This window comes from Paenibacillus wynnii (assembly GCF_030812855.1).
Taxonomy (GTDB): Bacteria; Bacillota; Bacilli; order Paenibacillales; family Paenibacillaceae; genus Paenibacillus_AQ; species Paenibacillus_AQ wynnii_A.
The window spans coordinates 1-12,091 of sequence record NZ_JAUSTK010000006.1; the positions used below are offsets into that span (position 1 = coordinate 1).

A 12,091-nucleotide genomic window follows, 5' to 3' on the forward strand; every position below is an offset into this window, starting at 1 on the left:
CAAAGAGGTATATCCTCAAAATTAGCGGGCGAAATTTCCTCTAATTGCCCAAACGGGGTACCGGGAGCAGAAATAGAGGGAGAAAATTCCTCTATTCGGCGTAACGGATTTCTGTCTTTCTCGTCACCTGTCAAGAACTGATTTTAGTGTTGAGCCATTAAGGCTCAATCTCAAAATCAGTTCTTGACTATCCAGCCAACATCCGATGGCGGTTACATTCAATGAGAATGCCTGCTTTATAACGGCTGCGATTTCGTGTGAAATAATGACGGCGCTGAAAGGCTTTAATACGATTGTGACGACCTTCTACCGTCACGTTTGTCCATCGGCATTGATGGTAGTTTACAATTTCCACGTTCCAATTGCGCATCGTCTTTAAGGCGCTGCGGACAGCTGGATGGTCAATCTTCCCGCCTTTCTCACACCAACGCTCAAATCCCAGTTTGGCAACGGCAAAGTTCGGCGAGCAGTCATACCAAGTCGAGAATGCTTCTTTCCACTCCCACACGCTGTGAAGTAGCGGGGAAAAAGTTAGCAGCACCTCCAACCGCTTTCTGCTTTCCTCGTCCAGCGACTCCGAAGGAGGGTTGAGCAAGCGATGAAGGGCTTTTAAGTGAGCCTTTGCCCGTGGTGACAGCGTATACTGGATGGTTTTTCGAACCTCCTGCACGCTTTCGATCACATAACCGTGAACATGAAACCGATCCGCTATGCGAATCGCATGGCTTGGATGAAGATGGGCATACGTCCGTAAATCTTCTAGTTTGCGACCCGGAAGCAGGTCCAGCATGCTCTCGCCTTTGGGATTGTGGATGCCGGTATTATATGTATGTCCTTTTTTGACAGCAAAATCATCGACACCTAAAACCAGATTGGACATTTCTTTCGCTTCATTCCATACGTGCTCCTCGATGCGCTGACATTCCGCCGAAACCGCCTCGTTATGCATGCGCTGTACGGTGCTTGCAGGTAGTTGCTGCATGCGGGCGCTATGTGCAGCCGTTGACCCTAGCGCTTGTTCGACGGTATGAGAACGAAAAAGCCAGCTGTAGCGTTGCTTGGAACCAACAAATTCGTAGGACCATCCAAATCCGGCTTCACAAGTGGTGCAGGACAAACGGATGGAAGGCACATGCAGAAAGGTTTTTTTCGCAAACACTGGCAAATGCCTTACCGTCCGCATGCCGTTATTACCTTTACGAATGACATTTTGATCGGACTTGCACAGGGGCAGCATTGCTTGTAGCGAAGTGGAATAGCTTCGATATGAAGTTCTTCGGTAACGATAGACCAAATGTGTTGAATTTGTAGCTCTGGTATGTCGAGCATTTCCTTGATATACTGGTTCTGCATCTGCTCTATCCTTTGTGGGTTGTTTGGTAGGACTTACAACACTACAGGATTAGCAGATGTTTTTCCATGTTTACTCTTCGATTACTTCGTCAAGTACTGATTACGGCTTTGAGCCAAATTAGTAAGACACTTACGAATGAATTGAAGTATCACGTTAATTATCAAAATCAGAATAAAATCCTCAAATAATTATTTGTGGGCACTTTATTTAAAGCGACCAAACAACTTACCTTTGCCCATAAACAAAAAACCCTCAACGCATAGAGCGTCAAGGGTTCTGGGTTCTAGTAAAGAGTCATGTACTGATTACGTTCCCACTCGTGGACTTGGGTCCGGTAGATATCCCATTCAATTTCTTTCAACTCGTAGAAGTGAGCAAGTGCATGTTCACCGAGAGCGTCCGTGATTACCTGGCTGCGGATCATTTCACTTAGCGCTTCCTTCAAGTCGGATGGCAAGCTTGGGATGCCTTCTTCGATACGCTCTTCCTCGGACATGATGTAGATGTTGCGGTCAATTGGAGCAGGAAGCTCAAGCTGACGCTTGATACCGTCGAGTCCGGCCTTCAACATTACAGCTAGTGCAAGGTACGGGTTAGCTGCCGGATCCGGGTTACGAACCTCAACGCGTGTACTTAAACCTCTGGATGCCGGGATACGGATCATCGGGCTACGGTTACTTGCAGACCAGGCTACATAGCAAGGTGCTTCATAACCAGGTACGAGACGTTTATAAGAGTTCACTGTCGGATTGGTAATCGCCGCAAAAGCACGTGCATGCTTCAAAATACCAGCCATGTAGTAACGTGCTGTTTTGCTAAGTCCCAGCTTGTCACTTTCATCGTAGAACATGTTTTCACTGTCTTTGAACAAGGATTGGTGAGCGTGCATACCGGATCCGTTCATACCAAATAGCGGTTTAGGCATAAAAGTTGCATGCAGGCCATGTTGACGGGCAACCGTCTTCACAACGAGCTTGAAGGTTTGGATCTGATCAGCTGCTTTGATCGCGTTAGCATATTTGAAGTCAATCTCATGCTGGCCAGAAGCCACTTCATGGTGAGACGCTTCAACTTCAAAGCCCATTTCTTCAAGTGTCAATACGATTTCGCGACGGCAGTTCTCCCCAAGATCCATCGGCGCCAAATCAAAATATCCACCCTGATCGTTCAATTCTGTTGTAGGATTACCCTTCTCGTCCGTTCTGAACAAGAAAAACTCAGGTTCCGGTCCAACATTCATGGCTGTAAAACCCATATCTTCTGCTTCCTTCAGACAACGTTTGAGGATACCGCGCGGGTCTCCAGCAAACGGTGTGCCATCAGGCATGTATACATCACAGATCAGACGTGCCACACGGCTGTCAGTCACCCATGGAAAAATAACCCATGTGCTTAGATCAGGATACAGATACATATCAGACTCTTCAATACGAACATAACCTTCGATAGAAGATCCATCGAACATCATCTTGTTATCAAGTGCCTTTTCCAATTGGCTGAAAGGAATTTCTACATTCTTGATCGTACCCAGCAGATCGGTAAATTGCAGACGAATAAAACGGACATTCTCTTCCTTGGCAATTCTTAAAATATCATCTTTAGAAAAGCTCACTTTACCCTCTCCCTTACGCTCTTTATATTATTTATTAAAAAACCGGGATAATTCTCCTTGAATGAGCGATACTTGGCCCGGTCTTTTACCTGAGACCAGTTCCTGCTTCAATAAACGGTGAAGCTGGGAATCGGACAACTCTCTACGCCTTACCTCTGTATCCGGGGTAATTACTGTAGCTTCCTCAGATTCCTTGGTGACAGGGTTCATGACCTGCTTAATGCCGGCAATGTTAACACCCTTCTCTATCAATGCTTTGATCTCTAGCAGACGTTCAACATCATTGAATGAAAATAAACGCTGATTCCCCGAAGTACGGGCTGGTACGATCAGGCTGTGTTGCTCATAATAACGAATTTGTCTTGCCGATAAATCAGTAAGCTTCATTACGATACCTATAGGAAATAATGCCATATTTCTGCGGATTTCATCACCCATGACTCATCCAACCTTCCAATGATCTTTTTCTCATCTCATTGTACATTTCCTAATTTGGCGTGTCAATGGTGTGTAAGATATTCTTACAATAAATTACGATCCCGCATAGTTTGCAGCGCCTTAAGTACCCCGTACTTAACGTGAGAATAGGTCAATCCACCTTGCATATATCCGATATATGGCGCACGAATAGGCGCGTCAGCAGATAACTCCAAGCTTCCACCTTGAATAAACGTTCCTGCCGCCATTATGACAGGATGCTCATATCCGGGCATATCCCACGGCTCAGGTACTACATGACTATCGACGGCAGCTGCTCGTTGAATACCTTGTACGAATGCTATGAGATGTTCAGGACCGTCAAAGGAAACCGCTTGTATCAAATCTGTACGCATGTCATTCCAAGCCGGCTTCGTCTGGAATCCACAGCGTTCGAATACAGATGCCGCAAAAATACTTCCTTTGACTGCCTGTCCTACTGTATGCGGAGCCATGAACAGCCCTTGGTAAATACCTCGAGTGGTACCCAGCATCGCACCTACTTCTCCACCTATACCCGGTGCGGTCAAGCGGTAAGCAGCCAATTCCACTAGTTCCTTCTTCCCGCAGATATAACCGCCCGTCTCCGCAATTCCGCCTCCTGGATTCTTAATCAACGAACCAGCTACCAGATCAGCGCCTACCTGCGGCGGCTCCAGTTCCTCAGTAAATTCACCATAGCAATTGTCTACAAATACGATAACATCTGCTTTTAGTGCCTTGACTTTTTTCGTCATTTCTCCAATTTCAGAAACTGTAAAAGACGAGCGCCAGTCGTATCCACGCGAGCGTTGGATCGCAATCACTTTGGTTTTTGAATTAACAGCAAGGGACACTTCATCCCAGTCCACTTTGCCATCATCAGTTAGAGCAACCTCACGATATGAAATTCCGAAATCGGCGAGTGAACCTGTCCCATCCCCCGGCTTACCCACCACTTTGTGCAGGGTATCATAGGGCCGTCCTGTAATATATAGCAGCTCATCCCCGGGCCGCAGCACACCAAATAAAGCTGTGCAGATTGTATGCGTGCCTGAAGCGAAATGAGGGCGCACCAAAGCCGCCTCAGCCCCAAATACATCCGCATACACAAGCTCAAGCACCTCACGCCCACGGTCATTGTAGGCATAACCTGTAGAGCCGGCAAAATGGAAGTCACTGACTTGATGCTTTTGAAAGGCTTCAATAACCTTCCACTGATTCCGATCAACTATTCGGTTCAGTTGGTTTACAGCACTTTCAATTTCAATTTCCGCAGCCTCAGCTGCTTGTAGTAGATCTTCTGCAAATACTGCCATGCCTTTAATATCTCTCCTAACATCCACTTCTCATAATAGTGACAGGAAGCGTAAGCTCCCCGTCACTTATACAGCTTATAAAATATCTTTCAACCTTCTAAAACTCCGTTTCACTCTCATTGGAACCAGCTTCTTCTGGTTGATCCACAAAATCAGTAAGCATATAACCCCATTTTACATAATCCTCTTTATTTAAACGGACATTGTAAAGAACATCGTTCTCATCATAGGTTTGTTCCAATACTTCCCCTACTCTATAGAGCAGTGAAGCAAGATCTCCACGATCTCCCGGAATTCTAAAGATCAATGTGTCACCGGCGAGCTCATCCTGTATCACATTGTTAATCCGTTCTAAATCCTCCGGATTAAAAGCGCTGACCTTTAAATGGCGGGTGTCCGATGGCAGCATTTCCTTCTCTTCAGGCTGACAGAGGTCTATTTTATTAAACAATGTAATTTGCGGTTTACCAGCGGCTCCCAGATCCTGTAGGATGGATTGAACAACATCCATCTGTTCCGCACGCATCGGTGAAGAGGAATCCACCACATGCAGCACCAGATTCGCCTCATTAACTTCCTCCAGCGTCGATCGGAAAGCAGCTACCAGATGATGCGGGAGATTCTGAATAAAACCAACAGTATCCGTAAGGACTACATCTTTACCGCCAGGAAGTGCAAGAACCCGTGATGTAGGATCCAAAGTTGCGAACAGCTGATTCTCGATATATACGTCCGCATCAGTTAACTGCTTCAAGAGTGTCGATTTGCCGGCATTGGTGTAACCAACCAGGGCAACTTGAATTGCCCCACTCTTACGGCGGCGTTCACGATGCAATTCACGGGTCTTAATAACCTCATCAAGCTGGCGTTTCAGTTCAGTAATCCGGTCACGGATATGACGTCGATCGGTTTCAAGCTTACTTTCACCAGGACCTCTAGTACCGATTCCGCCGCCAAGTCTCGATAGGTTCTTACCCTGTCCCGAAAGCCGGGGCAGCAAATAAGACAGCTGGGCCAGTTCCACCTGAATAATACCTTCACGGGTTTTCGCGCGGCCTGCAAAGATGTCCAGGATTAATTGCGTACGGTCGATGATTTTCAGATCAAGGGTTTCCTCCAGATTCCGTACTTGAGCACCCGATAGCTCCTGATCAAATATTGCGGTGGTGGCTCCTAATCCATCAGCGGCCATTCGCAGCTCCTCAACCTTACCTTTGCCGATAAACCATTTTGAATCCGGTGTTTCTTTGTTTTGGCGCAATACATCAAGCACCTCTACACCTGCTGTTTCGGCCAATTGAACTAATTCCTGTAGAGAAAGCTCAGGATCAATACCAGTCCGCTTAATTTTATCTGTAACCAGACTGACCAGTATCGCTCTATCCTGTATTTCTGTAGTTGTATTATGTGTTGTTATTGCCATTTATGACATGCTCCTTATGCCGGTAATATTGTTATTCTAGCCATGATGCCTTACAGCTTAAAGTCCTCTGTACGCAACGACATCAGCTCCTGCTTACCAGGACTGCTGTTCTCAAACTGGGTCAGAATACGCACAGCCTGGTTACGAACGGCCTTCTCAATTGAATTTCGCACGTAGCGGGCATTACTGAATGCGTGAATACTCTCAGTTTTCTCCAACAATAAGTATTGCTTTAGTTTGAGTATAGCCTGAGGCATCAAAATATAATCCCGTTCCTTAGCCATCAGTTCGGCAATTTGCAGCAGCTGATCGATCGTGTAATCGGGAAATTCAACCTGAATCGGAAAGCGTGAAGGAAGACCCGGATTGCTCATCAAAAAATAATCAATCTCTCCTGAGTAACCAGCCAGTATGAGTACAAATTGACTGCGATGGTCTTCCATAGATTTAACAAGAGTATCTATCGCTTCTTTACCGAAGTCCTTTTCTCCGCCACGCGCAAGACTGTAAGCTTCATCGATAAAAAGAATCCCACCAAGCGCTTTCTTGACAAGATCACGAGTCTTCTGTGCAGTATGACCAATGTATTCCCCTACAAGATCCGCTCTTTCCACTTCAATTAAATGTCCCTTGGACAGTACTCCCATTCTCTGAAACAGCTTGGCGACAATTCGGGCCACAGTTGTCTTCCCTGTTCCTGGGTTTCCTTTGAACACCATATGATACGCCTGCCCGCCACTGGCAAGACCGGCTTCACTACGCATTTGAGCAATTTGCAGCAAGGCGTAAATTTCAAAGACCAATTCCTTGATATTATCCAGTCCTACCAGGGCGTCCAGTTCTTGGCTAATCTCCTGAAAAAGTCCGCTGTGACTATGTCCCTTGGGCGGTACAGTCTCATTATCTCCTGATGGACTGCTCACGATTGGAGGCTCTTGGTTCCGCAATACAATATTTATTTGTCTTGACGGTCTGCTTTCCTCCCGCCCGCTTGCCGCAGCTAAACGTCCGTTCATGAATTCACCTCATCTATACAGGGCTGACTACTCTACTCAAGTCTATTCCTATAGATAAGGTGTTATTAGCAGATTCGAGATTTTAACTGCCAAATTGCAAGGTAAACTGCTTACCCTTCCATTTGGTGTAGGCCAGAATCTCCCGGGATTTATGCCAAGCCATTGACATGATTTTTGAATCAGTCAATCCTAGCTCCGTTTTGGCATATCCGAGTTCTGCTGCAATCTCCTGAGAGCGCCGACCATGATACGTATGCGTAATGATCACAGCACTAGACCAGCCTTCACGAACCATAATTTCTTTACCGAATAATAAGTTTTCATAAGTACTGGTGGCCTTGTTCTCCACATAAATACGATCTTCCGGCACTCCCTGTTGAACGAGGTAATTTCGCATTCCTTGAGCTTCAGTATACTTAAGATCCGGTTTATCTAATCCCCCAGTAACTATAAACCGAGAAAATTCACCTTCTTTATAAAGCTTCAGACCGTAATCCAGCCTTTCTTTCAATCCGGGACTCGGCTCATCTCCCCACATCGACATTCCAAGTACGATACCGACATCACCACCTGTCATGGGAGTAGTAGTCACCGTACGGTTGATATTCCAAAAAGCGAATGCACACCAGAGAAGTCCAACAATCAGCAAAGCAACGAATGTAATTTTTATTCCACGCATGGATCTAAATCTTCGTTTTCTAGACATTATCCGGATCGGTGAAGATCCGCTGCCACCCTGCCACTCCATTTTCATTTCCTCCTGAAATCTCCATTATGGAACAACTCGGCTCGGTGCTTTAAGGAAAGAGAGAAATAAGGAAAGGCATGAGCATCGATGCTTCGTAACAGGGTGTTAGCAGTAGCCCAGGCAAGATTGTACTCATCATCTGTAATGTCGCTATGCTCAAGCGCCTCGTCCAGCTCATCCTCGTCCAGCAGAAATACCTCTCCATTCCATAGTACCACCACATCAAGGTATAGATCATCAAACCAAGGAACACCTTGATCTGTAACCCCCTGTACCTTACAGGTATCAATGTACCACTGAATAATATTTTGCTTATCATCGAACATAGCAGTCACAATATAATGACTGTCTTTAGGGAAATACTGCAGCCATGAATACCCTTTGTCTGCAATGCGGTATGTATGCCTGCCATAGCTCTTCCACAACGGTTCTTTAAGCCCATAGATTGTGTAAAGTGTGATGAAACCATTGAATTCCCGGCTTTCCACATAGCGGCAGGCAAAATGGCGGCGCGTAATCCGGCGCCAGTTGGCCCGGTCTCCGAATTTACGTTTCATATAAATAACCCTCTCCAGTATGGTGACTTCAGCTTACCACATTTAGGGTTTACACTCAAAAAGAAACCCTGATCCCCTAATATCCGATCTATACGGATCCTTAGAGTGATCAGGGCAGGAGGTTATCTTTTCTCAAGCTTATCTTTGGAGAATTCCTTCTCCGTAAACCCGATATCAGGATTTGGACTAGCCGTAGCTTCGGTACCCGTTCCTCCTCCGGTGCCCGGATCTACGATTGGCGAATCTGTAGGCACGGGAGTTTCTGTAGGAGGAGCAGGTGTTGCTGTCGCCCCCGGAGAGACTCCACCCTCATCATTCCCATTTCCATTACCGTTTCCATTGCCGTTACCACCTTGGTTTGAACCATTGTTAGATCCATTCCCTGGTGAATCCGTAGGAAGTGCTGGATCCAGTGTAGGAATAGGTTCATCTATAGGTGGAGTATCTTGAACAGAAACGTTAACTAGATTAGAAGGCTCGCTCTCTATACCCCTGTCGGAATAGTAAGCTGTTACATAGTATTCATAAATCAAGCCTGGCATCGCACTAATATCTGCCGCACTTGAAGACAGTGAGCTCAACAATGGAGTAAAGTCCGCTTCTGAAGTTTCTCTGCGATAAATACGGTACTCTACACCCTCAGTAGGAAGTCCCGTCCAGCTCATATTGACCGTCATGGTTGAAGGATCATATTGAGCCGACAAATCAGTGATCGTCTGATTGGCAGCAGGATCCTCAGTAGCCTCAGGAAGGTCAATGTTACCGGAATCTGAGAATGGCTTGACTGGATAATCCTTCAGAGCTTCCTCCATAACTTTACCCCAGAACGCAGCAGCCAGCGGACTGCTGTTCTTAAGCAAATGTTTTTTATCAGGCTCATCGTAGCCCATCCAAACCGCTGCTGTCCATTCTGGTGTATAACCTACAAACCATACATCCCTATTTGAGCTTATTCCAGAGTATCCACTCTGTGTAGTACCCGTCTTACCGGCTACTGGTCGGTTAATTCGGGCTTTTTTACCTGTACCACTTTCTACTACCTTCTGCATCATTTGCGTCATCTGATAGGCTGTGGTTTCTGACATGACTCGTTCCGATGATGTATCGGCTTTGAAAACGGTCTTGTCATCGCTATCTGTAATGGATTTGATGGCATAAGCCTCTCTCAATTCTCCACCATTCGCAAAAGCGCTGTAAGCCTGAGCCATTTCTAAGGTATTGGTACCTTTACTCATCCCCCCAAGTGCCAGCGATAAATTCTTATCTTCATCGGCAAGGGAGATGCCCATTTTCTTAGCAAATTGGAACCCTGTGTTCACACCAATTTCGTTCAGCAGCCACACTGCAGGTATATTTTCTGACTTCTGCAATGCGTCACTCATATTGATGGACGAGGAATATCCATGAAGGTTATTCGGGCAATATTTGCCGAAGCATTGTTTCTCGTTACTCAACTGAGAATCCACCGTGAACTTTCCAGACTCCAACGCGGGAGCATAAGATACGATGGGCTTAAAGGCCGATCCCGGTGAACGGCGGCTTGCCGATACGCGGCTGTAGCCTTTTTTCTCATAATTACGTCCACCCAGTAAAGCCATAATACTGCCGTTCTCTTGGTTCATAATGACCATAGATCCTTGGACCAGTTCATCATCGGCACTTTTCTCAAAATTATCCGCATCTGCGAATGCATCCTCCACCGTTTGCTGAGCGTGTTTATCCATCGTGGTGTAGATTTTGTATCCACCAATGTTCAAGTCATCCTCTGAGAGCCCGAACTTCTCCTCAGCCTCATCTACAGCATAGTCTATGAATGCTTGATACCGCTGCTTGCTTGCAGGCGGTTTATACGTGTAATCAACAGCCTTGGCATCAATCATCTCTTGCTCCGTAATGAAGCCCTGCTCATGCATAAGTGTCAGCACAACTGCACGGCGCTCCTTCGAAAGCTCAGGATTACGAAGTGGATTATAGCGGGAAGGTCCCTTCGGCATAGCAGCCAGTGTCGCCATTTCCCAAATCTTAAGACCCTCAAGATTGCTTTTGCCAAAATAACGTTCAGAGGCAGCCTTAATACCGTAAACCGTGCCGCCAAAGTTAATTCTATTTAAATACATCGTAATAATTTCGTCTTTAGTATTATCATTCTCCAAAGCTATGGCTATGGATACTTCCGTTGCTTTCCGGAAAAAGGTTTTATCTCGCGTTAAAAATATGTTTTTGGCCAGCTGCTGAGTTATGGTACTCCCACCCTCAACCATACTGCGAGCTGCAATGTCCTTGACAGCGGCACGCCCGATTGACCAGAAATCAACTCCTTTGTGTTCAAAAAAGCGTTTGTCCTCGGTGGCTACAAAAGCGTTAATAAGCAGCTCCGGGATTTTGTCATGTTCGACTGGATCACTTTTTTCAAGCGACAACTCTCCAATTAAGTTTGCATTCCGATCATAAACCTTAGTAGTGGGGTTAACAGTCAACTTCCCTGCATTTTCCTTAAGCAGCTTCTCACCGTTCAGCATAATGAACAGATAACCGCCTAGGGCGCAAAAAATAGCCAGCGCCGTGGCAAAAAATAAAGTCCATAATACACGTTTTTTGGTTAATAGTTTTTTCTTTTTCTTTTTAGGTTTGGGCTGCTCTCTGTCTCTGTCTCTGTCTCTGTTTCGGTTTGATCTTGTACTATCGTCTCTAGACATGGTGCCTCCTGACTCCCTTGTGGAAAAAAATAAATTATAGTCTACCCCGGAATGAAAAGAACAACCTTCTCAGGTTGCTCTCTTTCATTCTATTCAAACGCATTATAAACAAAAAGGTTTCACTTCAAGCATGTTTATCTTCCAGGTTAAAAGATTTCTCTCCAAATGGCTGACGCCAATTACTCGTTATTGCCGCTGTCCTGCATCAAAGATACACTGCGTTGCGGAGTAAATGTTGAAATGGCATGCTTGTACACCATTTGCTGGCGTCCGTCACTATCAATAACAATTGTAAAATTATCGAACGCTTTAATAATCCCCCGGATCTGGAAGCCGTTGGTTAAATATACTGTAGCAGGGATATTCTCTTTACGCAGTTGGTTCAAGAACGTATCTTGGATGTTAATGGACTTGTTCATATGCCGTACCCCCAATGGTTCAATTAGATTGTTCAGAAGTATATTCAAGACCTGAGAGAAACTTTCCTGCTATTATATCACGTAATATGTACTTACATCAATGAACTAAAACAGAGGCAAATTTCAGATATTGTTTGCTTGTTCATGGGAGTAATGATCCTTTTTTCGAATCGTACTTAAATCGAGTTAAACGATTATGTTACTTTTTACGTGTTTTTAGATAGCTCCTTTTATTTTATGTTTGTTGGTCAATTCGCTATATTTTGGCTCCTCTCATTATATATGTTAAATCTTAGCACCCTTCCCGTCAATCTTGACAACTTCTGCTTTTAGTGAAGATCGAAATAAGAATCCGCTTATTTAAATGAAGATGACCGACATTATGATTAGCATTTAATAACGGACTTTCGTATCGATATCTCATACATTCTTATATTTCGTGCTCCAGTACATTTTTGAAGGTCTTCCAAAAAATTAAAAAAGGATGCTTC

At 45.2% G+C, this 12,091-nt stretch carries 9 protein-coding genes and 1 pseudogene; all 10 read right to left on the bottom strand.

Annotated elements, in window-relative coordinates; translation table 11 throughout:
• Positions 1-187: 187 nt before the first annotated feature.
• Positions 188-1,353 (bottom strand): annotated as a pseudogene (locus J2T20_RS25910) (ISL3 family transposase).
• 284 nt (positions 1,354-1,637) lie between these two features.
• Positions 1,638-2,966 carry a type I glutamate--ammonia ligase gene (gene glnA, locus J2T20_RS07980; protein ID WP_307587248.1) on the bottom strand — a complete coding sequence of 443 codons (1,329 nt, stop codon included), beginning with the start codon at positions 2,964-2,966 and terminating at the stop codon, positions 1,638-1,640.
• Between the two features lie 27 nt (positions 2,967-2,993).
• Positions 2,994-3,404, bottom strand: a complete 411-nt coding sequence (locus tag J2T20_RS07985; RefSeq protein WP_036656080.1) for a MerR family transcriptional regulator — start codon at positions 3,402-3,404, stop codon at positions 2,994-2,996.
• An 83-nt stretch (positions 3,405-3,487) separates the two neighbouring features.
• On the bottom strand, positions 3,488-4,741 hold the full coding sequence (locus J2T20_RS07990) for a methionine gamma-lyase family protein (RefSeq protein ID WP_307587251.1): 1,254 nt from the start codon (positions 4,739-4,741) through the stop codon (positions 3,488-3,490).
• 97 nt (positions 4,742-4,838) lie between these two features.
• Entirely contained in the window at positions 4,839-6,164 is a 1,326-nt protein-coding gene (hflX, locus tag J2T20_RS07995) for a GTPase HflX (protein ID WP_307587253.1), read from the bottom strand.
• A 50-nt stretch (positions 6,165-6,214) separates the two neighbouring features.
• Complete coding sequence (locus J2T20_RS08000) at positions 6,215-7,180, bottom strand: AAA family ATPase (protein ID WP_307587255.1); 966 nt, start codon at positions 7,178-7,180, stop codon at positions 6,215-6,217.
• Between the two features lie 82 nt (positions 7,181-7,262).
• Positions 7,263-7,928 (bottom strand): YdcF family protein, encoded by a 666-nt coding sequence (locus J2T20_RS08005; protein ID WP_307587256.1) that lies wholly within the window; start codon positions 7,926-7,928, stop codon positions 7,263-7,265.
• 2 nt (positions 7,929-7,930) lie between these two features.
• On the bottom strand, positions 7,931-8,485 hold the full coding sequence (locus J2T20_RS08010; RefSeq protein WP_307587258.1) for a DUF402 domain-containing protein: 555 nt from the start codon (positions 8,483-8,485) through the stop codon (positions 7,931-7,933).
• 122 nt (positions 8,486-8,607) lie between these two features.
• Positions 8,608-11,181: a PBP1A family penicillin-binding protein gene (locus J2T20_RS08015; protein ID WP_307587259.1), complete on the bottom strand. Its 2,574-nt coding sequence runs from the start codon at positions 11,179-11,181 to the stop codon at positions 8,608-8,610.
• A 179-nt stretch (positions 11,182-11,360) separates the two neighbouring features.
• A complete protein-coding gene (hfq, locus tag J2T20_RS08020) occupies positions 11,361-11,600 on the bottom strand; it encodes an RNA chaperone Hfq (RefSeq protein WP_036656093.1) in 240 nt (79 codons plus the stop codon).
• Positions 11,601-12,091: the final 491 nt, after the last annotated feature.

What these genes read in the sequence shown, in the direction of transcription:
- J2T20_RS07985 (WP_036656080.1), bottom strand. Translation starts at nt 3,404, where the DNA reads ATGGGTGATGAAATCCGCAGAAATATGGCATTATTTCCTATAGGTATC.
- J2T20_RS07990 (WP_307587251.1), bottom strand. Translation starts at nt 4,741, where the DNA reads ATGGCAGTATTTGCAGAAGATCTACTACAAGCAGCTGAGGCTGCGGAA.
- hflX (WP_307587253.1), bottom strand. Translation starts at nt 6,164, where the DNA reads ATGGCAATAACAACACATAATACAACTACAGAAATACAGGATAGAGCG.
- J2T20_RS08000 (WP_307587255.1), bottom strand. Translation starts at nt 7,180, where the DNA reads ATGAACGGACGTTTAGCTGCGGCAAGCGGGCGGGAGGAAAGCAGACCG.
- J2T20_RS08005 (WP_307587256.1), bottom strand. Translation starts at nt 7,928, where the DNA reads ATGGAGTGGCAGGGTGGCAGCGGATCTTCACCGATCCGGATAATGTCT.
- J2T20_RS08010 (WP_307587258.1), bottom strand. Translation starts at nt 8,485, where the DNA reads ATGAAACGTAAATTCGGAGACCGGGCCAACTGGCGCCGGATTACGCGC.
- J2T20_RS08015 (WP_307587259.1), bottom strand. Translation starts at nt 11,181, where the DNA reads ATGTCTAGAGACGATAGTACAAGATCAAACCGAAACAGAGACAGAGAC.
- hfq (WP_036656093.1), bottom strand. Translation starts at nt 11,600, where the DNA reads ATGAACAAGTCCATTAACATCCAAGATACGTTCTTGAACCAACTGCGT.